The sequence below is a fragment of the Nocardioides lacusdianchii genome (genome assembly GCF_020102855.1).
Classification (GTDB): Bacteria; Actinomycetota; Actinomycetes; order Propionibacteriales; family Nocardioidaceae; genus Nocardioides; species Nocardioides lacusdianchii.
In genome coordinates, this window is record NZ_JADHZD010000014.1 from 37530 (window position 1) to 64411 (window position 26882).

Consider the following 26882-nt stretch of genomic DNA (forward strand, 5'->3'; position numbering starts at 1 on the left):
GAGACTACGTCCATGCCTCAGGGTGGTGAGCTCCGCGACGTGCGTGCTGCCGGTGCCGTGGTGACGCGCAAGGGTGGGGACGTGCTGCTCGTGCACCGTCCCAAGTACGACGACTGGTCCTTCCCCAAGGGCAAGCTCGATCCCGGCGAGCACGTGGTCACCGCCGCGGTGCGCGAGGTGGCGGAGGAGACCGGGCTCGACGTGCGGCTCGGCCCGGCGCTGGGCCGGCAGCGCTACCGGATGTCCAACGGGCGGTGGAAGACCGTCGACTACTGGACCGCGCGGGTGGTCGGCAGCGACGACGTGGGCCGCTACCGCCCCAACGACGAGATCGACGCCGTCGAGTGGGTGCCCTGGAAGGAGGCCGAGCGCCGCCTCACCTACCCCTACGACCGCGCCACCCTGGCCGAGGCGCGTCCCCTGCGGCGCAAGACGCGTACGCTCGTGGTGCTGCGCCACGCCAAGGCCCGCTCCCGCAGCGCGTGGCGCCAGGACGACCGGCTGCGGCCGCTGCTCCAGACCGGCCAGGCCCAGGCGCAGCGCCTGGTGCCGCTGCTGTCGGCCTTCGACGTCACCTTGGCGCACACTTCCTCCAGCACCCGCTGCGTGCAGACGGTGACGCCGTACGTCGACGTGACCGGCTGGCCGCTGAAGACCTACGACGAGCTGAGCGAGGAGGGCGCCACGACCGACAGCGTGGTCGACCTGGTCGACAGCCTGCTCGAGGTCGGGGAGAGCGCTGTGCTGTGCACCCACCGGCCGGTGCTGCCGACGGTGCTCGACGCGCTGGAGGTGCCTGAGGTCAGGCTCGAGCCAGGCGGCATGCTGGTGGTGCACCACCGTCGCGGGAAGGTCGTCGCGACCGAGCCGTTGGCCCTCTGACCTGCGACTTCTAGGCTTTTCGGGCCCGCCCGTCAAGGCCGCTGGGACGAGTTCATGTGATCGCCGTCTCACGCACGAGTCCGCGACGCCATTCGGCCCGGTTCAGTTCATCGTGCGTTCACCGACGGCGCCGTGGTCGTTCTCCTGACGTCCCTACCTTCACTGATGTCAGCACACATCAGACTTTCAGGAGCACCGAAGTGAAGCGCACTTCCACCCGCTGGGCCGCCGCGTCCGGCGCGACCGTTCTTGCCCTCACCCTCGCCGCCTGTGGTGGCGGTGACGCCGGCTCCGGCGAGGAAGGCTCCGGCGCCAGCGGCACCGTGGCAGTCGACGGCTCCTCCACCGTCGAGCCCATGTCCAAGGCGGCCTCCGAGCTGCTCTCCGAGGAGAACCCCGACGTGCGCGTCACGGTCGGTGCTGCTGGCACCGGCGGCGGCTTCGAGGTGTTCTGCCAGGGCCAGACCGACATCTCCGACGCCTCCCGGCCGATCGAGGAGGACGAGGTCGCAGCATGCGAGGAGGGCGGTGTCGAGTACACCGAGCTCCAGGTCGCCACCGACGCCCTCACCGTGGCCGTGCACCCCGACCTCGCGGTCGACTGCATCACCACCGACCAGCTCATCGAGCTCGTCGGCCCCGGCTCCGAGGTCACCAACTGGAGCGACCTCGACCCGAGCTTCCCCGACCAGGAGATCTCCTTCTTCTTCCCGGGCACCGACTCCGGCACCTACGACTACATGGCCGCCGACGTCGTCGCGGACGAGTCCGAGGAGCTGCGCAAGGACGTCGAGTCCTCCGAGGACGACAACGTCCTGGTCCAGGGCATCTCCGGCACGGAAGGTGCGATCGGCTTCTTCGGTTACACCTACTACGAGGAGAACATGGACTCGCTCAAGGCGCTGTCCATCGACGACGGCGCCGGCTGCGTCGAGCCGTCCGCCGAGACCGCCCAGGCCGGCGAGTACACGCCCCTGTCGCGCCCCCTCTTCATCTACGTGAGCAACTCGTCCTACGCTGACAACTCCGCCACCGCCGAGTACGTCGACTTCTACATCGAGAACCTCGAGACGATCGCCGAGGCGGCGAAGTACATCCCGCTGAGCGAGGAGCTCTACAGCGAGACCCAGAGCGCCCTCGAGGGCCTCTCCTCCTGACAGGAAGAGTCGTCACCCCTTCATGAGCAGCACTAGCAGCACCGGCGCAGGCCCGTCCTTCGGGACGGGCCTGCCCGGCGCCCCCATCGACCTGGGCCGCAAGGCCCGTCCGGCCGAGACCGCGATCAAGGCGGTCCTCTTCGCGTCGGCGATGCTCTCGGTCGCCATCACGATCGGGATCCTCGTCGCCCTGATCGAGCCGGTCGTCCACTTCTTCGCCGAGGTGCCCTTCAGGGAGTTCTTCTCCTTCGACGAGGGCACCCGCTTCGCCGTGTTCCCGCTGATCACCGCGACGATGGTCACGACCGTGATCGCCCTGCTGGTCGCCGTGCCCCTCGGGCTCGGTGCGGCGATGTACCTCTCCGAGTACGCGTCCCGGCGGGCGCGCAAGATCCTCAAGCCCACCGTGGAGCTCCTCGCGGGCGTCCCGTCGGTGGTCTACGGCTTCTTCGCGGTCATGTTCGTCACCCCGACCCTGCTCCAGGACATCCTCGGCCTCGGAGTCGGGTTCACCAACGCCCTGGCCGCAGGCCTCGTGCTCGGGGTCATGATCATCCCGACCATCGCCTCGCTGGCCGAGGACGCGTTCTCGGCCGTGCCCCAGGCGCTGCGGCAGGGCTCGTACGCCATGGGTGCCAACCGCATGCAGACGACCCTGCGCGTCGTGCTGCCGGCGGCCCTCTCGGGCGTTGCGGCTGCCATCGTGCTGGGCCTGTCCCGCGCCGTCGGCGAGACGATGATCGTGGCGCTGGCCGCCGGGTCGCAGAAGAACTTCAGCCTCAACCCCCTCGAGGGCATGCAGACCATGACGGGCTTCATGGCCACGACCGCGGGCGGTGAGAACCCCGTGGGTTCGACGTCCTACAACACGCTCTTCGCGGTCGGCCTGACGCTCTTCGTGATCACCTTCGTGATCAACATGATCAGCATCGCTCTCGTCCGTCGCTACAGGCAGGCCTACTGATGAGCATCGCCGCCACCACTGCCCGTGAGACCGTCCAGCTGGCAACCGGCAGGAGCCGGGAGCGCAGCCCCGGGTCGCTCGTCTTCCTCGGCCTGCTGTGGTTCTCCCTGTTCTTCGGCGTGATGGTCCTCGTCGTGCTGATCGCTGACACCGCCATCGCCGGCGCCGGTCGCTTCGACGCCGACCTGGTCACCAGGTACGACTCGACGCTCACCCCCGAGCGCACCGGTTTCCGCGCCGGCATCCTCGGCAGCCTCTGGCTGATGCTCTTCACTGCCCTCATGGCCGTGCCCCTCGGCATCGCAGCCGCCGTCTACCTCGAGGAGTTCGCCGACTCCCGCCGGTGGTACAACCGCATCATCGAGGTGAACCTGCAGAACCTCGCCGCGGTTCCGTCCATCGTCTACGGCCTGCTGGCCGTCGCGGTGATGGCGCTGATCGGCATCGAGCGCAAGGGCATCGTCCTGGGTGGTGCGATCGCGCTCGCCCTGCTCATCCTGCCGGTCATCATCATCACGACCCGCGAGGCGGTGCGCGCGGTGCCCGAGGAGATCCGGCAGGGCTCGCTCGCGCTCGGCGCGACCACCTGGCAGACGACGTGGCGCCAGGTGCTGCCGTCGGCGGTCCCCGGCATCGCCACCGGCACGATCCTCGGCCTGTCACGCGCGATCGGCGAAGCGGCACCGCTGCTGATGCTCGGGCTCGCCTCGTCGGTGCGCTTCGACCCCGAGGGGATGATGAGTCCCATCACGGCGCTGCCCATCCAGATCTACGGCCTCAGCTCGAGCTCGCAGGACGCGTTCCAGGAGGCCGCCTCGGCCGCCATCATCGTGCTCCTCGTGATGATCCTCGGGCTCAACGGACTGGCCATCTTCATCCGCAACAAGTTCCAGCGATCCTGGTGAGAGAGACTGACGACATGGCTTCTGCCACTTCCTCCGACACGTTCCCGCAGATGGGGTCGCTCGGCGACGTCCACATGAGCGCGGAGCGGCGCCTGCCCGATTCCCCGGTCAACCCGGTGATGGAGACGCGCGACCTCAACGTCTTCTACGGCGACTTCCACGCCGTGCACGACGTGAACCTCGCCTACGGGCGCCACGAGATCACCGCGATGATCGGCCCGTCGGGCTGTGGCAAGTCCACGGTGCTGCGCTGCCTCAACCGGATGAACGACCTGGTCGCGGGCGCCCACGTCGAGGGCGGCGTGCTCTACCACGGGCAGGACATCTACGAGAAGAACGTCGACCCGATCGCCGTACGCACCCAGATCGGCATGGTCTTCCAGAAGCCCAACCCGTTCCCGAAGTCGATCTACGACAACATCGCCTACGGCCCGCGGGTCACCGGCATGAAGGTCGACAACATGGACGACCTGGTCGAGGAGGCGCTGCGGGGTGCCGCGCTCTGGGACGAGGTCAAGGACAAGCTCAAGCAGTCGGCGTACGGCCTCTCCGGTGGCCAGCAGCAGCGCCTCTGCATCGCCCGGACGATCGCCACCAAGCCCGACGTGATCCTCATGGACGAGCCGTGCTCGGCGCTCGACCCGATCGCCACCGCCCGCGTCGAGGACCTCATGCTCGAGCTGCGCAACGAGTACACGATCATCGTCGTGACCCACAACATGCAGCAGGCCGCGCGCGTCTCGGACCGCACCGCGTTCTTCACCGCGCGTCCCGACGAGACCACCGGCAACCGCACCGGCCTGCTCGTGGAGTACGACCTCACCTCGACGATCTTCTCCAACCCGAACGACAAGCGCACCGAGGACTACATCTCGGGCCGCTTCGGCTGAGTCGCTCCGGGTCCTCGGCCTTCGCGCTGGGTACCTGGGGATGTCCTGGTAGGCGATACGGGGGTAGCGCCCACCAGGATGTCCCCAGGTACCCAGCGCTTCGTGCGTCGGTCTCGGCGGTCGGGGTCGCCTCTGCGTCATACGAACCCGCACCGATGAGTGCGCCTTCGTATGACGCTGGGCGGGACCACGGCGGCGAGGGCGAGCCAGCAACCGTCCACAGGCGCGGTCGGGCGCGGGTGCTCCACAGGCGCAAGGCTGCCCCGTGGCGTACGACGAACCGCGCGGCGACCGTGGAGCGGTGACAGAACCAACTCCCCGCACTGCCTCCCTGAGGGCCGCCCGTCGCCGCCGGGCCGAACGCCTCGGGCGCGACCAGGGGTGGGCGGTCTCCCGTCGCCAGCTGTACTCCGCCGGGCTCAGCAGGGCCGAGGTGCGGGCCAACGTCCGCGCCCGGCGGTGGCAGCGGGTCGGGCGCCACGTCGTGGTCGTGCACACCGGCCCGATGGCTCTCTCGACCATGTTGTGGGCGGCCCAGCTGTCGGGTGGTCCGCGTGCCCGTCTGGACGGCTCGTCGGCGTTGGTCGCGGCCGGCCTCACCGGGTTCGACGTCGATCGGCACCGGGTCTCGGTCCCGCGCGGCGCTCGAGTGTTCCGCGACGCGCTCGTCGACGTACGCCAGACGCGTCGATGGAGGGTCGACGACCTGGCTGGTGGCGCAGGCCCGCCTCGCACGCGCCCGGAGGTCGCCGCCGTACGCGGTGCGCTGTGGGCGCGCAGCGACCGCCAGGCTGCCCTGTTGATGACCATGGTCGTCCAGCAGGGCATCGCCCCGGCCGATCGGATCGGACAGGCGCTGCTCCAGGTGAAGCGGGACCGCCGCCTGGCGTTCCTGACCGACCTCGTTACGGACCTGCTCGGCGGTGTGCACAGCCTCGCCGAGCTCGACTTCGCCCGCGAGTGCCGGAGCCGGGGGTTCCCCGAGCCCACGCGCCAGGTCGTACGCCGAGGTGCCGACGGTCGCCACTACCTCGACGTCGTGTGGGAGGAGTGGGGCGTGGTGGTCGAGGTCGACGGGATCCAGCACGCGCTGGCGCAGGAAGTCGTCGCCGACGCCCTGCGCCACAACGACGTGACTCTCGACCACCTCACCGTGCTCCGGCTTCCGGTCCTGGGCCTCCGCGTTGCCGCTGACGAGTTCTTCGCCCAGGTCGAGCGGGCGCTGGTCGAGGCAGGGTGGTCCGGGCTGGGGCCTGCGGCATGAGGCGGCGTACGTTTGGGCCGGTCCTGCCGCCGCGGATCAGCGTCATACGAACCGGCACCCATGAGTGCGCTTTCGTATGACGCAGGGCGACCGCAGGCCGACAGGCGACCCCGAGCGTCATACGTTCGCGCACGGATAGGTGCGGGTCCGTATGACGCAGAGGACGGTCAGACGACCGACCTCAGGGCAGGAAGAGGTGCGCCACCCAGTAGCAGATCGCCGCGGCGAAGCCGGCGGCCGGGAAGGTCAGCACCCAGGCGGTGAGGATCGACTTCGCCACACCCCAGCGCACGGCGGACAGGCGCTTGGTCGCGCCGACGCCCATGACCGCGGACGTGATGGTGTGGGTGGTCGAGATCGGCGCCTCGAAGACGTACGCCGTCGAGTAGAGCACCGACGCGGCCACCGACTCGGCCGCGAAGCCGCGGGGCGGGTCGAGGTGGATGATGCGGCGACCCAGCGTGCGCATGATGCGCCAGCCGCCGGAGTAGGTGCCGGCGGAGATGGCGGCCGCCGCGGCGATGATCACCCAGAGCGGAAGCGGGTCGTCGGCACCGACGTAGCCACCGGCGAGCAGCGCCAGGAAGATCACGCCCATCGTCTTCTGCGCGTCCTGGAGGCCGTGGCCGAGCGCCATCGCGGCTGCGGAGATCGTCTGCGCGATCTTGAACCCGCGGTTGGCGCGACCCGGGTTGGCGTTGCGGAAGATCCACATGATCGCCACCATCACCGCGAAGCCGAGGGAGAAGGCGACGACGGGGGAGAGGAACATCGGGATGACGACCTTCTCCAGCACGACGCCCCAGTTGGCCGTGGCGCCCGCAGCGACCGCGGAGCCGACGAGGCCACCGATCAGGGCGTGCGAGGAGGACGAGGGCAGGCCGTAGTACCAGGTGATCATGTTCCAGGTGATGGCGCCGAGGAGGCCGCACATCACGATCACGAGGGCATGGCTGCCGGTGCCGGGGTCGATCGTCTCCGAGACGGTCTGGGCGACCTTCTGGCCGAGGAAGGCGCCGACGAAGTTCATGACAGCAGCCATGGCGAGTGCGACGCGCGGCTTGAGCGCGCCCGTCGAGACGGACGTCGCGATTGCGTTGGCCGCGTCGTGGAAGCCGTTGGTGTAGTCGAACACCAGGGCGACGACGACGACGGCAATGATGATGCCGATCTCCATCAGTCTTACGACTCCTTGACGGCGATCTGCTCCACGATGTTGGCGACCTTCTCGAAGGCATCGATCGCCCCCTCGAGGGACTCGACGATGTCCTTGAGCTTCATCACCTCGAGCGCCTCGTGCTCACCGCTGAACAGGTTGGCGAGGATCCGCCGGTAGGACTTGTCGCCGGTGTTCTCGAGCCGGTTGATCTCGATCCAGTACTCGTCGAGCTTGCCCATCGACTCCAGCTGGGGCATCGCCGCGGCGGTGAGCTCGGCGCAGCGCTGGAGCACCTCGACCTGCTGGGTGGTCTCCGCGGGCAGCGAGGTGACCTCGTAGAGCAGGACCAGGTCGACGGCCTCGTCCATCATGTCCATGACGTCGTCGAGCGCCGAGGCGAGGGAGTAGATGTCCTCGCGGTCGAAGGGCGTGACGAAGGTGCTGTTCACGCGCCGGATGATCGAGTGGGTGGTCTCGTCCGCGGCGTGCTCGGCCTCGCGCATGCGCTGGGCGACCTCGGCCTTGGAGCTGCCGGCCGACAGCATCTCGTTGAGGAGCTGGGAGCCGACGACGAGGTGGTTGGCGGCCTCGCTGAAGAGGTCGTAGAACGAGCTGTCGACAGGGCGGAACTTCAAACGCACGGTGAACTCCGAACGGGGGGCGGATGAACCGTGGTTCATGCTAGGGGGTCGGCCGCCCTACGACGCAAGTTGCGGCGTACGTCGCCGCGCAGGGTGTGACGCGGCGCTCAGCGGCGCCGGCCCCGCTGTCGGGCGATGAGCTCGTCGTGCAGGTGGCGTACGCCGACCTGCTGGCGCCACTCGCCGTCCGAGCCCAGCTCCCACCCGGTGGTGCCCGGGTCGAGCGACAGGTCCAGCAGTGCTCCCACCTGGGCGACGACGTGCGGGTCGCGCAGGCGTACGAGCACCTCGACGCGGCGGTCGAGGTTGCGGTGCATCATGTCGGCCGAGCCGATCCACGCCGCCGGGTCACCGCCGTTGTCGAACCAGAACACCCGGCTGTGCTCGAGGAACCTGCCCAGGATCGAGCGCACCCGCACGGTCTCCGACAGGCCGGGTACGCCGGGGCGCAGCGCGCAGATGCCGCGGATCACCAGCTCCACGCGTACGCCCTCCTGCGAGGCGAGGTAGAGCGCGTCGATCACCGCCTCGTCGACCACCGAGTTCGCCTTGATCCGGATCCCCGCGGGGCGACCGGCCTGGTGGTGGGCGATCTCCTGGTGGATCTGGGTGATGAGTCCCTCGCGCACGCTGTGCGGCGCCACGAGGAGGTGGTCGTAGGTCCGGTTGCGGCTGATGCCCGAGAGGTTGTTGAAGAGCAGCGCGACGTCCTCGCCGATCTCCGGGTTGGCGGTGAGGAGGCCGAGGTCCTCGTAGACGCGGGCGGTCTTCGGGTTGTAGTTGCCGGTGCCGAGGTGGACGTAGCGACGGATCCCCTCGGGCTCGTCGCGCACCACCATCGACAGCTTGCAGTGGGTCTTCAGGCCCACCAGGCCGTAGACGACGTGGCAGCCGGCCTGCTCGAGCTTGCGGGCCCAGCGGATGTTGGCCTGCTCGTCGAAGCGCGCCTTGATCTCGACGATCACGAGCACCTGCTTGCCGGCCTCGGCCGCGTCGATGAGTGCCTCGATGATGGGGCTGTCGCCGGACGTGCGGTAGAGGGTCTGCTTGATCGCGAGGACGTGCGGGTCGGCGGCGGCCTGCTCGAGGAAGCGCTGCACCGACGTCGCGAACGAGTCGTAGGGGTGGTGCAGCAGCACGTCGTGGCGCGCCACCGAGTCGAAGACGTCGACGGGGGACGACGACTCGACCTCGGCCAGGCTCGGGTGCGTGGTCGGCAGGAACGCGGCGTACTTGAGGTCGTCGCGCGGCAGGTCGGCGATCGAGTGCAGGCCGGTGAGGTCGAGGGGGCCGGGCAGTGAGACGACCTCGTCGCGGCCCACGCCCAGCTCGGAGACCAGCAGGTCGAGGACCTTGGGATCCATCGACTGCTCGACCTCGAGGCGCACGGGCGGGCCGAAGCGGCGCCGCTGGAGCTCCTTCTCGAGCGCCTTGAGCAGGTTCTCGGCGTCGTCCTCCTCGACCTCGAGGTCCTCGTTGCGCGTGACGCGGAAGGTGTGGGCGCCGAGCACGTCCATGCCCGGGAAGAGCTTCTTGAGGTGCTCGCCGATCACGTCCTCGATGGGCACGAAGCGCTGGTTGCCCAGGCCGACGAAGCGACCGAAGGTCGGCGGCACCTTCACCCGCGCGAAGTGCTCGGTGCCGGTCTCGGGGTGACGCACGACGACCGCGAGGTTGAGCGAGAGCCCGGAGATGTAGGGGAACGGGTGGGCCGGGTCGACGGCCAGGGGGGTGAGGACGGGGAAGATCCGGTCCTTGAAGAGCTTCTTGCAGACCTTCTGCTCCTCGCGGTCGAGCTCGGACCAGCGCAGGATCTCGATGCCGTGCCCGCCGAGCTCCGGCAGCAGGGCCACCAGCGCCCGGGCGTGGCGCTCCATCAGCTCGCGGCTGCTGGTCCAGAGCTGCTCGAGCTGCTCGCGCGGCATCAACCCGCTGGCTGCGCGTACGGCGACGCCCGCGGCGATCCGGCGCTTGAGGCCCGCGACGCGGACCATGAAGAACTCGTCGAGGTTGCTGGCGAAGATCGCGAGGAATCGGGCCCGCTCGAGCAGCGGCAGGCTCGGGTCCTCGGCGAGCTCGAGGACCCGCTGGTTGAAGTGGAGCCAGGAGATCTCGCGGTCGATGAACCGGTCGTCGTACTTCTCCACGGCGTCGATCGCCGCAGCGTCGGGCGTGTAGGGCGGTTCGACGTCGAAGGTGTCGGTCGGGTGACCGAACGGCTCGGCCACCGGGCCTTCGTCGACCGACTGGGAGACAGCGCTGGTGAGGGTGGCCGGGTCGTTCATGGGTCAAGTCTGGCACCGCTCGGTGAACGGGAGGTGTTGTTCTCGCCGTCCGTCGGCCTCAGGAGCCGTGCGCGCCCAGGGCCGACCCCAGGGCGGCGCCGAAGCGACCCAGCACCTCGTGCACGAGACGTACGCCGTCCTGCTCGGCGCTCGGGTCGGCCCAGAAGGCGTCCCACGTGGTGAGCCCGTCGCGGACGCGACGATTGAGCGAGCTCCACGCGACGGGTGCGCCATCGGCTCCCGTGAGCTCGCGCAGGAGGACCACCAGCTCCTGCGGCACCGGGTCGTCCCGATCGTGCTCGGACGCCGTGGCGACGAGGTCGTCGAGGTCGTCGAGTGCGGCGAGGAGCTCCCGCTCCGCGGTGAGGCCGCCGAGCTCGGTGAGCACCTCCGTCGTGCTCGGCCGGTCGGTCACGGGGGCGGACGCGTCGAAGAACTCCAGGGGGGTCATCCGCGTGCTCCCACGGCTTCGACGAGCGCTTCGGTGACGGCCACGACCTCAGCGCGTGCCTGGGGCACGTCGGTGGTCTCGTCGTCGCCCACCACCTCCACGACCAGGCGCGCGTCCCCCTCGACGGCCGCCGCAGTCGCCCACACGCGGCTCAGCTCGCGGCGCGTGCCCACCCACGCCGGCTCGGCTGCTCCGACCTCGGCCTCCTCGACCTCCGCGTCGCCCTGCTCGACGAAGACACGCAGCTCGTCGTGCGTGATCGGTCCTCCGACGGTGAGGTCGGCCCCGCCGACCTGCCAGCTGATCTTCACCTCGCGCTCGTCCAGGGCGGTGTCGCAGGAAACCTCCTCCACGGCGTCGTCGTCCGGGTCGAGCGGCGGAGCGTCGGCCGCGGACAGCGACTGCTCGACGCCGGTGATCTCGGCGAGCTGCTCGGCCGTGATCAGGCACGGGGCCGCCGCCGGGGGCGCGGGTCGCGCCGGGGTGTCGTCCTGGGTGCCGCACCCGGTCAGCAGGGCGGCTGTGATCATGAGCGCGGGCAGGCTACGGGGCACGAAGGGTCTCCAAGGGGTCGTCAGCGGGTCAGGCCATCATCGGGGTCGAGGTCGAGCCGCCATCGACGAAGGGCGGCTGGCCGAGGGGACCGGGAGCCATGATGACCGGTCCGTCGTCGTCGTCCTCCTCGTCGCCCTCAGCCTGCTCCTCGGCCTGCCCCTCGAGCTCCTCGAGCTCGTCGTCCAGGGCGGACTCCTGCTCGCTGGAGTCAGAGATCTCGAGCGAGATCTCACCGAGGTTCCGCTCCACCCTCGGGAGGTCGACGGGCGGCATGCCTCCGAGCCCGCCGCCGGGCTCGGAGGTCGGCAGCTCTCGCACCATGTCGCGGACCTTCTCCATCACCGCGAGAGAGTCGCGCATCGCGCGTGCCCACGCCTCGATCGTGTCGACCAGGCTGAAGCACGCCTCGATGATCTGCTTGCAGTCCATGATGTCGTCGTAGATGTCGGAGACTGCGCCGAAGCCCTTCTCGACGACCTCCTTGGCGAACACGAGCCATCCCAGTGGGCTGAGCTTGCTGCTCAGCTTGGCGGCCAGCTTGGTGCGCGGTCGAGCCGGTCACGCAGAACTGCGTCTTGAGCGCGAGCCGGCCGAAGTTCAGCGACCAGTCGCGGAACGCCGTGGTGGTGTGACGACACGCGTCGGCGTTGGCCCCGAGGAGCCGGTAGTTGCCCGCCAGCGGATAGACGATGTAGTCCTCGAGGGACTTCTCCGGCAGGCGCGGGAGGTGTACGCCGGGGGCGCCGAGGCCGTTGATGAAGTCGATGCCCGCGTTGATGGCGTCGCGGGTCTCGTCGTAGCCGGCGGAGGTCATCTCCCAGGTCTGGTCGTGCTTCAGCTGCGGCTCGCCCTCGGCGGGGTCGTCGAGGGTCAGGTCGGTCGGCTCGAAGACCTTGACCGAGATGGTCGTGTCGGGCATCGAGTCGAGCCCGCCGGCGTACGCCCGCAGGTCGAGGTCGATCTCCTGGTCGACCCGGTTCAGGTCGTTCGCGCTGGTGGCCAGGGAGTGGATGACCTCCACCCAGCGCCGCTGGTGGTAGCGCCGCGCATCCTCGAAGGCCGAGCCCAGCTCGGGCAGCACGTCACCGATCGGCTTGAGCGCGCACGAGGGGTAGTCGAGCCCCACGGTGTTGACGACGTGCTGCTGGAAGTAGGTGTCGATCTCCTTCGACTGCAGACCCACCTCGACCATCGCGCCCAGCAGCGACTCGAGGTTGTCCCAGTCGATCGTCAGCGTTCCCCCCATGGCTGCACCCTGCCCCGTCACGGGTGCGGCCAAACCACAGGGTCAGTAAACCAGCGCCTGGACGCCGTCGCCGAGGACCTGCTCAGCGAACACGGCGGCACCGGCGATGGTCACGCCCTCGCGCAGGTCGCCCTCCACGATCCCGCGCCGCGCCGCGCACTGCGAGCAGACGGTGACCGTCCCGCTGGTCTGCACCGCCCCCATGAGCTGGTCCAGCGGCGTGGCGAGGTCGAGGGTGAACTCCTCGGCCCGACCCGGTACGCCGAACCACGCGGCCTCGCCGGTCAGCCAGAGCGAGACGTCGGCGCCGGAGGCAGCTGCCGCGGCAGCGACGGTGAAGCCCTGGTTGAGGCGCTCGGGGTCCTCGGCGCCGCAGGTGACCTTGACGACGAGTGAGCGAGCCATGGCCTCACATTAGAGTGACACCCATGCCTTTCGAGCTGCCGGACAACCTCCACCCCAACTGCGGCCCCGTGGCGTGGCTGCTCGGCACCTGGCGCGGCAACGGCCACGGCGACTACCCGACGATCGAGAAGTTCCACTTCGGCCAGGAGCTGATCTTCACCCACGACGGCCGGCCGTTCTTCCACTACATGTCGCGCGCGTGGATCGTCGACGAGGACGGCGAGTTCGTCCGCGACGCCGCCATGGAGACCGGCTTCCTGCGCTGCCCGGAGCCGGGCAAGGTCGAGCTGCTCCTCGCGCACAACATCGGTTTCTCCGAGGTCTGGTACGGCGCAGCCGAGGGCGGCAAGCTCGAGATGCACACCGCCGGGGTGTCCTTCACCGAGACCGCGAAGGAGGTCACCGGCGGGTCGCGGATGTACGGCAACGTCGAGGGCGACCTCCTCTACGCCTACGACATGGCCGCGGTCGGCCAGGACCTCCAGCCCCACACCTGGGCCCGCCTCCAGCGGGTGTGAGCCCTGCGATGAGCGACGACCTCGCTGCCCGGCTGCGCGAGCAGGGGCTGCGCCTCACCCCGCAGCGCCAGCTCATCCTGCGCGCCGTCGAGGAGCTCGGGCACGCCACGCCGGACGAGGTGCTCGCCCACGTGCGCAGCCAGGTCAGCTCGGTCAACGCCTCCACCGTCTACCGCACCCTCGAGGTCCTCGAGGAGCTCGGCCTGGTGCGCCACACCCACCTGAGCGACCGCGCTCCGACCTACCACTCGACCCGCGAGCACGAGCACGTCCACGCGGTCTGCCGCCGCTGCCACGCCGTACGCTCCTACGACCCCGCGGTCGTCGCACCGCTCGTCGCGGCGCTGGGCGAGGACGGCTTCACCGTCGACGTCGGGCACCTCGCGATCTTCGGGGTCTGCGCGGACTGCGCCTCGGGGGATCCGACCTAGACTCGAGGCATGGCCAGCCCCTTCCTCGCCCTTCCCGGAGCCGTCGCCGGTGACGGCATCGACGCCCCGGTCGCCGCTCACTACGGCTCCTTCAACACCGAGCAGCGCAGCCTGGCCCGCGGCGAGGGCTTCGTGGACCTGTCGCACCGCGACGTCCTGCGGGTCTCCGGTCCCGACCGACTGAGCTGGCTGCACAGCCTCACCACCCAGTACTTCGAGGGCCTCGCGCCCGGCGTGTGGACCCAGGCGCTGGTCCTCAGCCCGCAGGGGCACGTCGAGCACGCCTTCGCGGGCGTCGACGACGGCGAGTCCTTCACCGCCCACACCGAGCCGGGCGCGGGTGCCGCGCTGGTGGAGTGGCTGGAGCGGATGAAGTTCATGACCCGCGTCGAGATCGCGCTGGTCGACGACCTCGCCGTGATGTGGCGGCCCGGCGACGCTCCGTCACGGACGGGCGGCCGCTACGACCTCGTCCCGCGCGAGCGCATGGCGGCGTACGCCGACGCTGCCGAGCCCGCTGCCGGCCTGTGGGCCTTCGAGGCGCTGCGGATCGAGCGTGGCGAGCCGCGCCTGGGCATCGACACCGACCACCGCACGATCCCCAACGAGGTCGGCTGGATCGGTCCGGCGGTGCACCTCGAGAAGGGGTGCTACCGCGGGCAGGAGACGGTCGCGCGCGTGCACACCCTCGGCCGTCCGCCGCGACGGCTGGCTCTGCTCCACCTCGACGGGTCGGAGAACCGCCTTCCCCCTGTCGGATCACCGGTGTCGTACGACGGCCGCGACGTCGGCTTCGTCGGATCCAGCGCCCGCCACCACGAGCTCGGCCCGGTCGCGCTCGCGCTCGTGAAGCGCAACGTCCCGGTCGACGCGACCCTCACCGTCGACGAGATGCCCGCCGCCCAGGAGGTCGTCGTCGACCCCGAGGTCGGGCTGCACGTGCGCCCGCTGCGCTAGTCAGCGGTCGGTGCGTACTGCACGTGGGTGTCGACGTCCGCGTGGGTGAAGCCGAGGCGTGAGTAGACGGCGACGGCCGGCGCGTTGTCCGACTCGACGTAGAGCAGCACCTCGTCCACACCGAGACCGGCGAGGTGGTGCAGACCGGCCAGGGTCAGCACCCGGCCGAGCCCCCGGCCCTGGGCCGCCGGCACGACGCCCACGACGTAGACCTCGCCCAGCCGGGCGTCGTGCTGCTTGGTCCAGTGGAAGCCCAGCACCCCGGACCCGTCCTCGGCGACGAGCAGGCCCGCCGGGTCGAACCACGGCTCGGCCATCCGCCGCGCCAGGTTGCCGGCGTCCATCGCGCCCTGCTCCGGGTGGCTCGCGAAGGCCGCCGCGTTGACCGCGACGATCGCGTCCGCGTCGGCCTCGCGGTAGCCGCGGATCGTCACCCCCGGCGGCGGCTCCAGCGGGGGCAGCTGCTCGTGCGTTCTGCGGCGCATCACCCACAGGTCCCGCACGCGCTCCCAGCCGTGGCTCGCCGCGAGCCGCGACGCGGCCGGGTGGTTGCCGTGCGACCACGCGGTGCGCGCATCGGCGTACGCCGTCCCCTGCAGCAGGGTGGTCGCGACGCCCCGCCCGCGGTGGTCGGGGTGCACCGCCAGGCTCAGGTCGCCGTCGTGCACCAGCGCGAAGCCACCGTCGAGGACCGCGACGGCGGCGGTGCCGTCGGTCAGCGCCATCTGTGCCGCCTCGTCGAGCGGTGACGCACCGTCGGCGGCAGCGGCCGCCTCGGCGATCCGGATGACTTCGGCGACCTCGTCCACGCCCCGACCCTAGCCGCGTGCGCGTGGGCAAAAGACTGGGGAAGGTCGTCCTCGACATGTCACGAGGAGCTTCCCCGCTCGTCCGCACCGACGGGACACGCCGGCAGCCCGCACGCCACCGGGATGCCGTCCCACCCGCGGGCGCGGAACAGGACGGCGAGGCGAGAAGCAGTGCGGCACGGCGTCGCGAAGACCTGCCGGTAGCGCAACCGCGGCACGACCTTGCCGCGGGCGAGGTCGTCGAGGTCCCGGTCGGCATCGTCGTCTCGCGCCTCGGAGCGGTCGTGCAGCTGCCCGTCGAGCTCGACCACCAGGTCCACGTCGTCGTGCGCGACGTCGCGGTACTCCGTCCTGCCGGCGACGGCGACCGGCGCCTGCTGGGCCGTCGGCTCGGGCAGGCCGTGCGGCCGGACGACCCGCGCGAGGTAGCCGTGCTCGAGCACGCTGTGGGTTCCGCGCTCCAGGTCGTCGAGCAGGCCGGTCAACAGGGCGCGGCGCCGCAGCCGTCCCCGCCGAACGAGCTCCTCGCGGAGGCGGCCCGCGACCGTACGTCGCGCGCCGACGGCCGCGGCCAGCGCCGATATCGCGGCGAGCTCGTCGGGCGCGCGGTGCGCCACCTCCATCGCCGCCACCTCGATGCGCACGCGCGGAGGCGAGAGGTTCCACCTGACCTTCTCCTCGAGCCCCCGCACCCGATGGACGCAGATGCCGCTCCGTGGGACCACCCGCCTGCCCCAGTCGATGGCGACGTGGACAGGGCCTGTGGGCGCGGCGCCCTTGCCCGGCTCGTGCAGCGCCGACTCGAGGTGCAGGGCCGAGCGGCCGGCGTACAGCACTGCGGCCCAGCACCTCTGGGACCACGTCGGCGCTCCGGTGTGCGTCAGGTAGACGCCGGGATGGACGGGTACGAGGTCGCGCCGGCGCAGCAAGGTGTCGATCCGGGCCTGGGTGACCCCGGCCGCGAGGAGCTGGTGCCGGGCGATGACACCGTCCTGGCGGGCGAGGATGTCGGTGACGGCGTCGAGAGGCATGGCGTACGCCTGCCCGCGACGGCAGCGGTCGACGCACGCGTCGGCGAGCCTGTGGACGAGTGCACGACAGCGGGGAGGGTCGTCCCTGACATGTCACGAGGACCTTCCCCGCTCAAGGGGGGACCGGATCAGGCGTCGGAGGTCGAGCGGGAGGAGCGGGACGGCTCCTCGGCGTCCTTGTCGCGGGAGGGGACGACGAAGCGGTAGCCGACGTTGCGGACCGTGCCGATGTGGTGCTCGTGCTCGGTGCCGAGCTTGGCGCGCAGGCGGCGTACGTGCACGTCGACGGTGCGGGTGCCGCCGAAGTAGTCGTAGCCCCAGACCTCCTGCAGCAGCTGCTCGCGGCTGAAGACGCGGCCGGGGTGCTGGGCGAGGTACTTGAGGAGCTCGAACTCCTTGTAGGTCAGGTCGAGCGGACGGCCCCCGATGCGGGCGGTGTAGGTGGCGTCGTCCACGACGACCTCGCCGCGGTGGATCACGTGGGCGCTGGGGTCGTCCGGCGACGACGCTCCGGCGCGGCCGATGGCCAGGCGGATCCGGGCGTCGAGCTCGGCCGGGCCGCACGTGTGGAGGACCACGTCGTCCATGCCCCAGTCGTGGGCGACGACGGCGAGGCCGCCCTCGGTGACGACGAGCAGGACCGGTGCGTCGGCGCCGGTGGTGCGGATCAGGCGGCACAGGTCGCGCGCGGCGGCGAGGTCCTGGCGGCCGTCGACGAGCACCAGGTCGGACTCCGGTGCATCGAGCAGCGCACTGCCCTGTGCGGGCACGATCTTCACCGTGTGCGACAGCAGGGCCAGGCCGGGAAGCACCTCGGCCGATGGCTGGAGCGCGCTCGTGAGCAGCAGCAGTGTGCTCATGGCGGGGCCCTCCTCGTGCCGGGGATGAGCAAGGATATCCCGCATGAGCACTGCAGCCGGGCCGGAACAGGGACGTGAGACGGTCACCGTCCGCTACTGGGCCGGCGCGCGCGCCGCGGCCGGGACGGCCGAGGACGTCTTCGAGGTGGAGGGCGAGGTAACCCTCGCCGCGCTGGTGCGCCGGGTGCTCGAGCGGCACCCGGACGACCGGATGGCCCGCACCGTGGGCGTCTGCTCGGTGCTCGTGGGTGACCGGCCGGTGCGGTCGCAGGACCCCGCGGAGGTCGTCGTACGCCCGGGTGCGGTCGTCGAGCTGCTGCCCCCATTTGCGGGAGGGTGAGCGCGCCGGGGCAGTTGTGCGGTAGAACTGCGTTTCGACAGGCCTCCGACGGGGGATGGCTTGGGTGCCTGGCACGTCGCGTGTCGGCATGAGTCCAAGGGGGACACAGCATGACAAGCACACACGGGGGAGCCTTCGCGCGCCTCGTCGCAGGTGGCGCCGCCGCCGCGACAGCGCTCGCCGGCCTCACGATCGGGCTGGCAACGCCGGCCCACGCCGCGGTCACCATCAGCGGCAGCACCATCGACGCCGCCGGCAACTACGTCGATGGCTTCATCTCCGTCTACAAGTTCTCCGACGAGGACGGCGACGGCACCATCGAGCAGTTCGAGTACGACCTCCTGTCGGGCGTGAGCACCCAGGGCGGCGCTTTCGACCTCGCCCTCGAGGACGGCAACTACAAGCTGCGGTTCTTCCCGACCTCGAGCGCGGACGAGTACCAGGTGGAGTACTACCGCGACAAGGCCGACCTCGCGTCCGGTGACTTCATCACCGTCGCCGGCGCTGCGCAGGTCCTCCCGGCGTGGACCATCGATTCGATCCCCACCGTGACCGGAACGGTCGCCACGACCAACGGCCGCCCGCTGCGTGGCGCGACCGTCCAGGCGTACGCCGCCGACAACGGCGCTCCCCTTGCGAGCGACACCACCGACGCCAGCGGCGCCTTCAGCATCGGCGCGCAGGAGGCCGTCAAGCTGCAGTTCTTCGGCTCCGACCCGGTGAGCGGCAAGTCGCTGGCCACCGAGTACTACTCCGACAAGAGCGACCTCGCCAGCGCCGACGCCGTGGTTCCCGGCGCGAGCGTGGGCACCGTGACCCTGGCGCCCGGTGGCTCGATCTCCGGTCGCGTCACCAGCGACGCGGGCGTGCCCCTCAACCGGGTCGAGGCGTGCGCGGAGTTCATCTGTGACTTCACCGACGCCAACGGCCTCTACACCATCGAGGGCGTGACCACGGGCTCGCACGAGGTCTTCTTCTCCGACCCGATCGACGAGTTCCTCCCCGAGTACTTCAACAACGTCGCCATCGACGAGTTCGGCGACCCGGTCTCGGACCCGATCGTCGTCACCGTCGGTCCGGGCCAGGCCGTGACCGGCATCGACGCCGGGCTCGCGCCGAAGTCGAAGCCCGCCCTCACGGGTGTCGACCTCAGCGGCGTCGTGCGCGACCAGCTCGGCGGTATCGGCGTGGGCTACGACATCGTGGCGTACGACACCCCGGCCAACCCGCTCGACCGCGAGATCGTCGCCTCGACGATCTCCAACCGTGCCGGCGGCTATGCGTTCACGACGCTCGACCGCATCGGCGGCGAGACCGAGTTCAAGATCGTCGTCCTGGGTGACGGCGCCCGGGAGGACGGCGACTTCGCGCGTCGTTCGATCTGGACCGGCCAGAAGTACGGCTACGACACCGCCACCGCGGTGACGGCTGCCCCGCAGGTCATCGACTTCGTCCAGCCGGTCGCCGGTGGCGTGTCCGGGGCTGTCACCAGCGAGGCCGGCGGCGTTCCGGAGAGCCCGTTCGTGTCCTTCGTGGACTCCGACAACACCTTCGTCCAGAGCGACGAGGAGTTCAAGGCCGACGGCACCTACGAGGCCCGCAACCTCTGGCCCGGCGAGCACACCGTCATGTTCGGCGCCTCGCGTCACGTCTCCGAGTGGTGGGACGACTCCGTTGCCGCCGAGGCCAAGACCATCACGGTCAAGCCCGGCCAGGTGCTGACCGGCATCTCCGCCGCGCTCTCCCAGGGCGTCAAGGCCATCGAGCGTCCGGCCGTCGAGGGGGACGCCTGGGTCGGCAAGACCATCCGCCTCGACAAGGGCGTGTGGACCCAGATGGCCGACAACGAGTTCACCTACGAGTGGCTCGTCAAGGGTGCCGTCATCGCCACCGGTCCGTCGCTGAAGCTCACCAAGAAGCACCTCGGCGACAAGATCACCGGTCGCGTCACCAACGACATCGGCTTCACCCAGGGCCAGGCGCTCACCAAGGCGACCTACAAGGTCGGCTACAAGCCCAAGCTCAAGGCCAACGTCTCCAAGAAGTCGGCCGCGATCACGCTGAAGGTCAAGTCGCTCAAGGCCAAGAAGGTCAAGGCCACGGTCACCGTCTTCGAGAAGGTCGGCGTCAAGAAGAACGGCGACGACAAGCTCAAGAAGCTCGGCAAGGCCACGATCAAGAACGGGAAGGGCGTCGTCCGCTTCAAGAAGGCGCTCGGCAAGGGCAAGCACAAGCTCGTCTTCACCGTGAAGGGCAAGGGCAAGGTCGGCTCCGGCGACATCGCCAAGAAGGTCAAGCTCCGCTGACGCTCCACCGCACGCACGACGACGGGCCCCGGGAAGCGTGTTCCCGGGGCCCGTCGTCCCTTCCCCCGCGAGGGCTCAGGCCTCGATCGCCTGGCGCGAGTCGCTGTCGGTGCGCAGCTCGATCTTGCGCGGCTTCGCCTTCTCCGCGACCGGCACGACGAGCCGGAGCACTCCGTCGCTGTAGGTCGCGTCGATGTGGTCGAGGTCGAGGTTGTCGCCGAGCACGAGCTGGCGGCTGAACGCGCCGCGGGGCCGCTCGGCGGCGAGCATCTGCCAGTCGCCGTTGCTCTGCGCCACGCGCTCGGCGCGGATGGTGAGGACGTTGCGCTCCACGTCGAGGTCGACCGACTCCGGGCTCACGCCCGGCAGGTCGAACTCGAGGACGAAGCGGTCACCCTCGCGCCACGCGTCCATCGGCATGGCGACGGGGCGGTTGGTGGTGCCCATGAGCTGCTGGGTGAGCCGGTCGAGCTCACGGAACGGGTCGGCGTTGCGGATCAGCATGGCGGTCTTCCTCCTGGTTCTGGATTGGTCGAGGCCCTGCGCAAGTGCCTCTGATCTGTAACACGCGGTATAGGTTTCTTATATTCCAGAGATCAGGCAGAATCAAGACCTCCAGGCGAAGAAGTAGGAGGCGGCCGTGGCGGGACGGGAGGTCGGGGTCTTCGCCATCTCGGTGGCGGCCGAGATGACCTCGCTGCAGGTGCAGAACCTGCGCGTCTACGAGCGCCGCGGCCTGCTCGCGCCGGACCGCACGTCGGGCGGCACCCGCCTCTACAGCGCCGAGGACATCGAGCGGCTGCACCGCATCCGCGACCTGCTCGCCGCGGGACTCAACCTCGCCGGCATCGCGGCCGTCATCGAGCTCGAGGAGGAGAACCAGCGCCTGCGTGCTCGCCTCGCGCGACTGCGCGATCGCTCCTGAGGTTCGGGAACACGCGAGGCACCACGCGGCGTTGGGTCCGTCATGAGCACGGGAGCATGGATCGCGGCGGGCGCCGTCGCGCTCGCCCTGGTCGTCGGCCTCTGGCGGCTCGCGACCGACGGGCGCTTCCGCGGCACCCACGTCGTACGCGGTGATGCCGGGGTGGCGGACGGAGGATCGACCGCCGAGGCCGGGTCTGCTGACGCACCCGCCGGCGCGGAGCTCGTCGTGGCCGTCGGCGAGCGGCTCGGGGACCGCGCCACGCTGCTGCAGTTCTCCAGTGCGTTCTGCGCTCCCTGTCGAGCCACGCGTCGGGTGCTGTCCGAGGTCACCGACCTGGTCGAGGGCGTGCGCCACGTCGAGGTCGACGCCGAGCACCACCTCGACGCCACCCGCGCCTTCGGGATCCTGCGCACGCCCACGACGGTGGTGCTCGACGCCTCGGGCGTCGAGGTGACCCGGGCGACCGGGGCGCCGTCGCGCGACCAGGTGCTGAGCGCGCTGGCGCAGGTCTGATCTCACGATATGGATGCAGGGACCACATGATGAGACTGGCGACCTGCGGGCGACGAGGACGGCCTACTGTCGTGGGCATGTCGTCGACCATGCTCACCAAGCGCCGCGCAGTGGACCACTGCCGCGTGCGCTCGGCGCTGTGTCGAATGTCGTGACGTCCCGCCGTTGACCTGAGCGCAGCCGTCTCCCGACCGAGAGGCCTGCTCCGGTGGGACTCGGCGCTGGGTTGCCCCCAGCGCGCCTGGCCTCGTGCCGCGCCGACCACCCCGGGAGAGACATGTCCACCACCGCCACGCCCCGCTCCGCCCCGACCGCCGCCGGTCGTCCGGCGGGCGCGATCGACCCGCGCAGCCCCCAGCTCGCGGCAGCCCTGACCGCCGTCGTGCTGGTGGCGGTGCTGCTGCTGCCCTCGCCCGCCAACATCGTCCTGCTCGCGGTCCAGGCCGCACTGTTCGCGGTCGGTGCGGTGCGCGGGGTCCAGGCCACGCCGCACGCCTGGTTGTTCCGGACGTTCGTCCGGCCACGCCTGGCGGCACCCACTGAGTGGGAGGCGCCGGAGCCTCCGCGCTTCGCCCAGGCGGTCGGCCTCGCCTTCGCCCTCGTGGGCCTCGTCGCGTTCTTGGCGGGCGCGACGGTGCTCGGGCAGGTCGCGGTCGGCTTCGCGCTGGTCGCCGCCCTGCTCAACGCCCTCTTCGCCTTCTGCCTGGGATGCGAGGTCTACCTGCTCGTCCGACGCGTCACCTCCACCGTTTGACCAACCGGGTCTCGTGACAGGACTTCGTCCTTCCTCGACCAACGAATTTTCACCACCGAAGGAGCACACCAACCATGAGCCGCGAGAACTCGCTCGTCACCGCCCAGTGGGTCGAGGACAACCTCGACACCGACGGCATCGTCCTCGTCGAGGTCGACGAGGACACCACCGCCTACGACAAGGGCCACATCCGTGGCGCCATCAAGCTCGACTGGACCATCGACCTCCAGGACCAGGTCCGTCGCGACTTCGTCAGCAAGGAGCAGTTCGAGGCGCTGCTGTCCGAGCGTGGTGTGTCCAACGACGACACCGTCGTGCTCTACGGCGGCAACAACAACTGGTTCGCCGCCTACGCCTACTGGTACTTCAAGCTCTACGGCCACCAGGACGTCAAGCTCCTCGACGGCGGCCGCAAGAAGTGGGAGCTCGACTCCCGTGAGCTGACCGACGCGCTGCCCGAGCGTGCCGCGACGTCGTACACCGCCACCGAGCAGGACCACTCCATCCGCGCCTTCCGCGACGAGACGGTGGCGGCGATCGGCACCCAGAACCTGGTCGACGTGCGCAGCCCCGACGAGTACGCCGGACGCCTTCTCGCCCCGGCCCACCTGCCGCAGGAGCAGGCGCAGCGCGCCGGTCACGTCCCGACCTCGATCAACGTGCCGTGGAGCAAGGCGGCCAACGACGACGGCACCTTCAAGTCCGACGACGAGCTGCGCGAGATCTACGGCGCCGCCGGCCTCGACGACTCCAAGGACACCATCGCGCTGTGCCGCATCGGCGAGCGCTCCTCGCACACGTGGTTCGTGCTCAAGGAGCTCCTCGGGCACGACAACGTGAAGAACTACGACGGTTCGTGGACCGAGTACGGCTCCCTCGTCGGCGTCCCCGTCGCCCTCGGCGACGAGCCCGGGGAGGCCTGAGATGTGCGGCGCGACCGAGGGCGGGCTGTCGCTCGACGGCGTCAACGTGGCCAAGGAGGCGGTGATCCAGGGGCAGGTCCTGAGGGGCGAGGAGCCGGTGGCAGGTGCCTACGTGCGCCTGCTCGACCGCTCCGGCGAGTTCACCGCCGAGGTGCCGACGTCGGCCACCGGGCACTTCCGCTTCTTCGCCGGTGACGGCGAGTGGACGCTGCGCACCCTGGCGCCCAAGGCGCAGCCGGTGGACACCCGCGTCGTCGCGGCGACCGGGTCCGTGGCCGAGGTCCAGGTGCTCGTCAGCGCCTGATCCACGAGCTCGACGACGGACCGCCCCCACTCCACGTGCGGGGCGGTTCGTCCGATTTTGCCCCATTTCTCCTGCAGGAACAGGAGCGGTGCCGCTCGGCCGCTTACCGTCCTTGCAGGGGAAGAGGAGGTCGTGATGGCGTCTGTCACGGACGTGCGGGACTCGGGCGACCTCTGGCGCCTGACCATGGAGCACTCGCCGGTGGGCATGGCGCTGCTGTCCACCGAGGGGGTGTTCCTGACGGCCAACCGGGCGCTCTGCGAGATGCTCGGTCACGATGCGGAGGCGCTGGCCACCCTCTCCTTCCATGCCGTGACCCACCCCGACGACCTCGAGCTGGTCGTGAAGTCGGTGCGCGGGATGCTCATCGGCGAGGTCGGCTCGTTCAGGATGGTCAAGCGCTGCCTGCGCGCCGACGGCAGCGCGGTCCTCGGCGACGTGTCGGTGGCGCTGCTGCGCGACGACGAGGGCCGACCGCTCCACATCATCGCTCAGGTCGTCGACCTCTCCGGGCGTCACGCGCTGGAGCAGCGCCTGGACGCTGCCGAGGAGGAGATCGAGGCTGCCCACGTGCGGGCCGAGGCCGTCTTCGAGGCGGTGGACGCGGGGCTGCTGCTCTTCGACGCCGTCGGCAACACGGTCGCGCTCAACCGTCGTCAGCGGGAGATCATGGCGATGGCCTACCCCGACGGGCACGGCGGGACCGCGGGACAGCCCGGCTTCGTCTTCACCGCCGACCAGAGCCGCCTCCTCGAGCCCGAGGAGCTGCCCTCGACCCGGGCGGCGGCGGGTGAGCCCTTCGAGGACGCGGTCGTGTGGATCGGCGCGGAGCCGCGCCACCGCCGGGCGCTGTCCGTCACGGCCCGGCCCGTGCGCGATCGGACGGGCGCCACCGTCGGGTCCGCGGTGGCCTGCACCGACATCACCGACCTGGTCCGTGCCACGCAGGTCAAGGAGTCCTTCGTCGCGGCGGTGTCGCACGAGCTGCGTACGCCGCTCACCGCGGCCCTGGCCTACCTCGAGCTCGTCGAGGACTCTCCGGGCCTGAGCGACGACATCCGCCTGCAGCTCGGTGCGGTGCGCCGCAACTCCCGACGCCTCGCGATGCTGGTCAACGACCTCATCTACGCCGCCCGCGCCACGACCGGGACGCCGGCAGTCGACCGCTACCGGATCGACCTCGCGGCGCTCGTCCGCGAGGCACTGTCGGCCGCCGAGGTCGATGCGGCGGGCAAGGACGTACGCCTGGTGGGCCGGATGGCCGAGGAGATGCCCGTGATCGGCGACGGGATGCAGCTGCGTCATGCGATCGACAACCTGATCGCGCATGCCGTCGGGTCCGCAGGGGACGAGGTGAGGGTCGACGCCACGCTCACCGACCGGGGGCGCCACGTGGTGCTGTCCGTGGTCGACGACGGCGACGGAGTGGCCGACCGGGACGGCGCGGCGCTCTTCGGCAGCGGCCTTTTCGTCGAGCAGGACACCGAACGCGAGCGGCTCCCGACCGCCGGTCGTGGACTCCGCATCGCGCGCTCGATCATCGAGGCCCACGGCGGCGAGATCCACGTGGAGAGCAACCTCGGCGTGGGCACCGCGGTGCGCGTGCAGCTGCCCTGCTGATTCCCTCAGTTTTGCCACTGTTTCGCCAAGTAACGGAGTGAGGGGTGCGCCCACTCGTACGGTGAGCATCCCGGCGGTGCGTGCGAAGGAGGGTTGCGTGACGGCACAGACCCATGTGGCCGAGACGGACGACCTGTGGCGGCTGACCATGGAGCACTCGCCCGTCGGCATGGCGCTCGTCTCTCCCGCCGGGGCGTTCCTCACCGTCAACGCAGCGCTGTGCGACATGCTCGGCTACGAGCCCGACGTGCTCGCCACCCTCGACTTCCAGTCGATCACCCACCCCGACGACCTCGCGAGCGACCTGCGGCTGCTCGACCGGACCATCGCGGGTGACATCAGCTCCTACCGGATCACCAAGCGCTACATCTGCGCCGACGGCACCGTCGTGATCGGCGACCTGTCGGTCGCGCTGCTGCGCGCGCCGGACGGATCGCCCGTCCACTTCATCTCCCAGGTCGCCGACATCACCGAGCGGCACGCGTTCGTCGAGCGGCTCGACGCGGCCGAGGCCGCGTTCGAGGCCGAGCAGCGCCGCACCGAGGCGCTCTTCGAGTCCGTGGCGGCCGGCCTGCTCCAGGTCGACGCCGACGGCGTTTACCTCTCCTACAACAACCGCCTGTCGGACATCCTCGACCTGGCCTACCCGCGCGGGCACGACGGCCATGCCGGCGCGGGCGCCCACGTCTACGACGTCGACCGGCGCCGGCTGCCCGTCGACGAGCTGCCCTCGGTGCGCGCCGCGCGGGGCGAGCAGTTCGACGGCGTGCTGCTCATGGTCGGGGAGGACCCGGACTCCCGGCGTGCCCTGTCGGTCTCCGCGCGTCCGGTCCGTGACCGGATCGGACGCCTCATGGGCGCCGTGGTGGCCCACCAGGACGTCACCGACCTCCTGCGGGCCGTGCGGGCCAAGGACGACTTCGTCGCGATGGTGTCCCACGAGCTGCGTACGCCGCTGACGTCCGCGCTGGCCTACCTCGAGCTGCTCGACGACTCCGGCGACGTCACCGCCGAGGGGCACCAGCAGGTGGGCGCCGCCCGGCGCAACATGCTGAGAATGTCCCACCTGGTCGCCGACCTGCTCTTCGCCGCCCGCGTGTCCGCCGGCTCTTCGGTCATCGACCCCTACCGCCTCGACGTCGCCACGGTGCTCGGCGAGGCGGTGGAGGCCGCCGGGCTCGACGCGTACGGCGCCGGCGTACGCGTGGAGTGGCACGGACCGTCGTCGCTGGTGGCCGTGGCCGACGGCATGCGGCTGCGACAGGTCCTCGACAACCTGCTCGCCAACGCCATCGCCTACAGCCGGGCCGGCGACCTGGTCCGCGTCACCCTGTCGGAGGACCGTGGCCATGTCGTGCTCACCGTGGCCGACGAGGGGGTCGGCATCGACCGCCTCGACGTGGCCGACGTCTTCACCCGCTTCTTCCGCGGCGCCAACGCGCGCCGGCTCCAGGTGCCGGGCGCAGGACTCGGCCTCGACATCGTCCGCACCATCGTCGAGGCGCACGCCGGTGAGGTGTCGCTCGACAGCGCTCCCGGCGCCGGCACCACCGTGCGGGTGGCCCTGCCGCGCTGAGAGGTCGCTGAGAGGTCGCTGCGCGCGGTCCCCGACGGGGGCCGTGCGCCTCGGCACGCCCGGACGTGCGGGGACCCCCTGCGGGAGGGCAGGGGGTCCGGGCGGCGACCGGGTGGGGTCCGGCGCGTGTCTCGCAAGGGTGGGGTCTCGCGAGGCGGGTCCCGGCGAATCCAGTGATTTGCCAGTGGGACTTGCCCAAGTTTGCCAA

General features: G+C 70.5%; 30 protein-coding genes. 18 read left to right on the forward strand and 12 right to left on the reverse strand.

Annotation, left to right across the window (positions count from 1 at the left end):
• The first annotated feature begins 12 nt into the window (after positions 1–12).
• The 6 genes from IRX98_RS17540 (at position 13) to IRX98_RS17565 (ending at position 6062) form a co-directional block, all read left to right on the forward strand.
• Entirely contained in the window at positions 13–882 is an 870-nt protein-coding gene (locus tag IRX98_RS17540; protein ID WP_224278943.1) for an NUDIX hydrolase, read from the forward strand.
• A gap of 200 nt (positions 883–1082) precedes the next feature.
• Entirely contained in the window at positions 1083–2039 is a 957-nt protein-coding gene (locus IRX98_RS17545) for a PstS family phosphate ABC transporter substrate-binding protein (RefSeq protein WP_224278945.1), read from the forward strand.
• 22 nt (positions 2040–2061) lie between these two features.
• On the forward strand, positions 2062–3003 hold the full coding sequence (gene pstC, locus IRX98_RS17550; protein ID WP_224278947.1) for a phosphate ABC transporter permease subunit PstC: 942 nt from the start codon (positions 2062–2064) through the stop codon (positions 3001–3003).
• Complete coding sequence (gene pstA, locus IRX98_RS17555; RefSeq protein ID WP_224278949.1) at positions 3003–3908, forward strand: phosphate ABC transporter permease PstA; 906 nt, start codon at positions 3003–3005, stop codon at positions 3906–3908. The genes pstC and pstA overlap by 1 nt, the downstream gene beginning before the upstream one ends.
• A gap of 119 nt (positions 3909–4027) precedes the next feature.
• Positions 4028–4798: a phosphate ABC transporter ATP-binding protein PstB gene (gene pstB, locus IRX98_RS17560; RefSeq protein WP_372456096.1), complete on the forward strand. Its 771-nt coding sequence runs from the start codon at positions 4028–4030 to the stop codon at positions 4796–4798.
• A 265-nt stretch (positions 4799–5063) separates the two neighbouring features.
• Entirely contained in the window at positions 5064–6062 is a 999-nt protein-coding gene (locus tag IRX98_RS17565; protein ID WP_224278951.1) for a hypothetical protein, read from the forward strand.
• A gap of 181 nt (positions 6063–6243) precedes the next feature.
• On the opposite strand, the gene IRX98_RS17570 is transcribed toward IRX98_RS17565, so the two are convergent.
• The 8 genes from IRX98_RS17570 to IRX98_RS17605 form a co-directional block, all read right to left on the reverse strand.
• Complete coding sequence (locus IRX98_RS17570; RefSeq protein ID WP_224278953.1) at positions 6244–7239, reverse strand: inorganic phosphate transporter; 996 nt, start codon at positions 7237–7239, stop codon at positions 6244–6246.
• A 5-nt stretch (positions 7240–7244) separates the two neighbouring features.
• Complete coding sequence (locus IRX98_RS17575) at positions 7245–7862, reverse strand: DUF47 domain-containing protein (RefSeq protein ID WP_224278955.1); 618 nt, start codon at positions 7860–7862, stop codon at positions 7245–7247.
• A 107-nt stretch (positions 7863–7969) separates the two neighbouring features.
• Complete coding sequence (locus IRX98_RS17580) at positions 7970–10147, reverse strand: RNA degradosome polyphosphate kinase (protein WP_224278956.1); 2178 nt, start codon at positions 10145–10147, stop codon at positions 7970–7972.
• A 58-nt stretch (positions 10148–10205) separates the two neighbouring features.
• Positions 10206–10598: a hypothetical protein gene (locus IRX98_RS17585; RefSeq protein WP_224278958.1), complete on the reverse strand. Its 393-nt coding sequence runs from the start codon at positions 10596–10598 to the stop codon at positions 10206–10208.
• Positions 10595–11128 (reverse strand): hypothetical protein, encoded by a 534-nt coding sequence (locus tag IRX98_RS17590; RefSeq protein WP_224278960.1) that lies wholly within the window; start codon positions 11126–11128, stop codon positions 10595–10597. The genes IRX98_RS17585 and IRX98_RS17590 overlap by 4 nt, the downstream gene beginning before the upstream one ends.
• Positions 11129–11180: 52 nt before the next feature.
• Entirely contained in the window at positions 11181–11402 is a 222-nt protein-coding gene (locus tag IRX98_RS17595) for a hypothetical protein (RefSeq protein ID WP_224278962.1), read from the reverse strand.
• Positions 11383–12399, reverse strand: coding sequence for a hypothetical protein (locus IRX98_RS17600; RefSeq protein ID WP_224278964.1), 1017 nt, complete (start codon positions 12397–12399; stop codon positions 11383–11385). The genes IRX98_RS17595 and IRX98_RS17600 overlap by 20 nt, the downstream gene beginning before the upstream one ends.
• A 42-nt stretch (positions 12400–12441) precedes the next feature.
• A complete protein-coding gene (locus tag IRX98_RS17605) occupies positions 12442–12804 on the reverse strand; it encodes a DsrE family protein (RefSeq protein ID WP_224278966.1) in 363 nt (120 codons plus the stop codon).
• 23 nt (positions 12805–12827) lie between these two features.
• Here IRX98_RS17605 and IRX98_RS17610 point away from each other — a divergent pair, with 23 nt between their 5' ends.
• From IRX98_RS17610 to ygfZ, 3 genes are read left to right on the forward strand one after another with little or no spacing between them, the layout of a single operon-like run.
• Positions 12828–13322, forward strand: a complete 495-nt coding sequence (locus tag IRX98_RS17610) for a heme-binding beta-barrel domain-containing protein (RefSeq protein ID WP_224278969.1) — start codon at positions 12828–12830, stop codon at positions 13320–13322.
• A gap of 8 nt (positions 13323–13330) precedes the next feature.
• Entirely contained in the window at positions 13331–13753 is a 423-nt protein-coding gene (locus IRX98_RS17615; protein WP_224278971.1) for a Fur family transcriptional regulator, read from the forward strand.
• Positions 13754–13762: 9 nt separating this feature from the next.
• A complete protein-coding gene (gene ygfZ, locus IRX98_RS17620) occupies positions 13763–14710 on the forward strand; it encodes a CAF17-like 4Fe-4S cluster assembly/insertion protein YgfZ (protein ID WP_224278973.1) in 948 nt (315 codons plus the stop codon).
• Here the strand turns inward: ygfZ and mshD are convergent.
• From mshD to IRX98_RS17635, 3 genes are all read right to left on the reverse strand, one after another.
• A complete protein-coding gene (gene mshD, locus IRX98_RS17625) occupies positions 14707–15519 on the reverse strand; it encodes a mycothiol synthase (RefSeq protein WP_224278975.1) in 813 nt (270 codons plus the stop codon). The two genes, ygfZ and mshD, sit on opposite strands and share 4 nt — an antisense overlap.
• Positions 15520–15578: 59 nt before the next feature.
• Positions 15579–16550, reverse strand: a complete 972-nt coding sequence (locus IRX98_RS17630; protein ID WP_224278977.1) for a hypothetical protein — start codon at positions 16548–16550, stop codon at positions 15579–15581.
• Between the two features lie 128 nt (positions 16551–16678).
• Positions 16679–17410: a winged helix-turn-helix transcriptional regulator gene (locus IRX98_RS17635; RefSeq protein ID WP_224278979.1), complete on the reverse strand. Its 732-nt coding sequence runs from the start codon at positions 17408–17410 to the stop codon at positions 16679–16681.
• Between the two features lie 43 nt (positions 17411–17453).
• Between IRX98_RS17635 and IRX98_RS17640 the strand changes: the two genes are divergently transcribed.
• A complete protein-coding gene (locus IRX98_RS17640) occupies positions 17454–17750 on the forward strand; it encodes a MoaD/ThiS family protein (protein ID WP_224278981.1) in 297 nt (98 codons plus the stop codon).
• Positions 17751–17860: 110 nt separating this feature from the next.
• Positions 17861–20056 (forward strand): carboxypeptidase-like regulatory domain-containing protein, encoded by a 2196-nt coding sequence (locus IRX98_RS17645; protein WP_224278984.1) that lies wholly within the window; start codon positions 17861–17863, stop codon positions 20054–20056.
• A gap of 75 nt (positions 20057–20131) precedes the next feature.
• Here the strand turns inward: IRX98_RS17645 and IRX98_RS17650 are convergent, their stop codons facing one another.
• Positions 20132–20557, reverse strand: a complete 426-nt coding sequence (locus IRX98_RS17650) for an Hsp20/alpha crystallin family protein (RefSeq protein WP_443683765.1) — start codon at positions 20555–20557, stop codon at positions 20132–20134.
• A gap of 139 nt (positions 20558–20696) precedes the next feature.
• On the opposite strand from IRX98_RS17650, the gene IRX98_RS17655 reads away from it, so the two are divergent.
• The 7 genes from IRX98_RS17655 (at position 20697) to IRX98_RS17685 (ending at position 26674) form a co-directional block, all read left to right on the forward strand.
• Positions 20697–20981: a MerR family transcriptional regulator gene (locus IRX98_RS17655; protein WP_224278986.1), complete on the forward strand. Its 285-nt coding sequence runs from the start codon at positions 20697–20699 to the stop codon at positions 20979–20981.
• A gap of 42 nt (positions 20982–21023) precedes the next feature.
• Positions 21024–21497 (forward strand): TlpA family protein disulfide reductase, encoded by a 474-nt coding sequence (locus IRX98_RS17660; protein WP_224278987.1) that lies wholly within the window; start codon positions 21024–21026, stop codon positions 21495–21497.
• A gap of 277 nt (positions 21498–21774) precedes the next feature.
• Positions 21775–22251: a DUF4395 domain-containing protein gene (locus tag IRX98_RS17665; protein WP_224278988.1), complete on the forward strand. Its 477-nt coding sequence runs from the start codon at positions 21775–21777 to the stop codon at positions 22249–22251.
• A gap of 74 nt (positions 22252–22325) precedes the next feature.
• On the forward strand, positions 22326–23174 hold the full coding sequence (locus tag IRX98_RS17670) for a sulfurtransferase (protein ID WP_224278989.1): 849 nt from the start codon (positions 22326–22328) through the stop codon (positions 23172–23174).
• Position 23175: 1 nt separating this feature from the next.
• The gene (locus IRX98_RS17675) at positions 23176–23478 is read left to right on the forward strand and encodes a DUF1416 domain-containing protein (RefSeq protein ID WP_224278990.1); all 303 of its coding nucleotides are present in this window, start codon (positions 23176–23178) and stop codon (positions 23476–23478) included.
• Positions 23479–23613: 135 nt separating this feature from the next.
• Positions 23614–25098 carry a sensor histidine kinase gene (locus IRX98_RS17680; RefSeq protein WP_224278991.1) on the forward strand — a complete coding sequence of 495 codons (1485 nt, stop codon included), beginning with the start codon at positions 23614–23616 and terminating at the stop codon, positions 25096–25098.
• A 97-nt stretch (positions 25099–25195) separates the two neighbouring features.
• The gene (locus IRX98_RS17685; RefSeq protein WP_224278993.1) at positions 25196–26674 is read left to right on the forward strand and encodes a sensor histidine kinase; all 1479 of its coding nucleotides are present in this window, start codon (positions 25196–25198) and stop codon (positions 26672–26674) included.
• Positions 26675–26882 lie beyond the last annotated feature (208 nt).

Excerpts from the sequence above, each read along its gene's own strand:
- pstC (WP_224278947.1), top strand. The coding sequence starts at position 2,062 with ATGAGCAGCACTAGCAGCACCGGCGCAGGCCCGTCCTTCGGGACGGGC.
- IRX98_RS17540 (WP_224278943.1), top strand. The coding sequence starts at position 13 with ATGCCTCAGGGTGGTGAGCTCCGCGACGTGCGTGCTGCCGGTGCCGTG.
- IRX98_RS17645 (WP_224278984.1), top strand. The coding sequence starts at position 17,861 with ATGACAAGCACACACGGGGGAGCCTTCGCGCGCCTCGTCGCAGGTGGC.
- IRX98_RS17670 (WP_224278989.1), top strand. The coding sequence starts at position 22,326 with ATGAGCCGCGAGAACTCGCTCGTCACCGCCCAGTGGGTCGAGGACAAC.
- IRX98_RS17580 (WP_224278956.1), bottom strand. The coding sequence starts at position 10,147 with ATGAACGACCCGGCCACCCTCACCAGCGCTGTCTCCCAGTCGGTCGAC.
- IRX98_RS17660 (WP_224278987.1), top strand. The coding sequence starts at position 21,024 with ATGAGCACGGGAGCATGGATCGCGGCGGGCGCCGTCGCGCTCGCCCTG.
- IRX98_RS17590 (WP_224278960.1), bottom strand. The coding sequence starts at position 11,128 with ATGATCACAGCCGCCCTGCTGACCGGGTGCGGCACCCAGGACGACACC.
- IRX98_RS17610 (WP_224278969.1), top strand. The coding sequence starts at position 12,828 with ATGCCTTTCGAGCTGCCGGACAACCTCCACCCCAACTGCGGCCCCGTG.
- IRX98_RS17630 (WP_224278977.1), bottom strand. The coding sequence starts at position 16,550 with ATGCCTCTCGACGCCGTCACCGACATCCTCGCCCGCCAGGACGGTGTC.
- IRX98_RS17600 (WP_224278964.1), bottom strand. The coding sequence starts at position 12,399 with ATGGGGGGAACGCTGACGATCGACTGGGACAACCTCGAGTCGCTGCTG.
- pstA (WP_224278949.1), top strand. The coding sequence starts at position 3,003 with ATGAGCATCGCCGCCACCACTGCCCGTGAGACCGTCCAGCTGGCAACC.
- pstB (WP_372456096.1), top strand. The coding sequence starts at position 4,028 with ATGGAGACGCGCGACCTCAACGTCTTCTACGGCGACTTCCACGCCGTG.
- IRX98_RS17640 (WP_224278981.1), top strand. The coding sequence starts at position 17,454 with ATGAGCACTGCAGCCGGGCCGGAACAGGGACGTGAGACGGTCACCGTC.
- IRX98_RS17675 (WP_224278990.1), top strand. The coding sequence starts at position 23,176 with ATGTGCGGCGCGACCGAGGGCGGGCTGTCGCTCGACGGCGTCAACGTG.
- IRX98_RS17570 (WP_224278953.1), bottom strand. The coding sequence starts at position 7,239 with ATGGAGATCGGCATCATCATTGCCGTCGTCGTCGTCGCCCTGGTGTTC.
- IRX98_RS17635 (WP_224278979.1), bottom strand. The coding sequence starts at position 17,410 with ATGAGCACACTGCTGCTGCTCACGAGCGCGCTCCAGCCATCGGCCGAG.
- IRX98_RS17605 (WP_224278966.1), bottom strand. The coding sequence starts at position 12,804 with ATGGCTCGCTCACTCGTCGTCAAGGTCACCTGCGGCGCCGAGGACCCC.
- IRX98_RS17585 (WP_224278958.1), bottom strand. The coding sequence starts at position 10,598 with ATGACCCCCCTGGAGTTCTTCGACGCGTCCGCCCCCGTGACCGACCGG.
- IRX98_RS17665 (WP_224278988.1), top strand. The coding sequence starts at position 21,775 with ATGTCCACCACCGCCACGCCCCGCTCCGCCCCGACCGCCGCCGGTCGT.
- ygfZ (WP_224278973.1), top strand. The coding sequence starts at position 13,763 with ATGGCCAGCCCCTTCCTCGCCCTTCCCGGAGCCGTCGCCGGTGACGGC.
- IRX98_RS17680 (WP_224278991.1), top strand. The coding sequence starts at position 23,614 with ATGGCGTCTGTCACGGACGTGCGGGACTCGGGCGACCTCTGGCGCCTG.
- IRX98_RS17615 (WP_224278971.1), top strand. The coding sequence starts at position 13,331 with ATGAGCGACGACCTCGCTGCCCGGCTGCGCGAGCAGGGGCTGCGCCTC.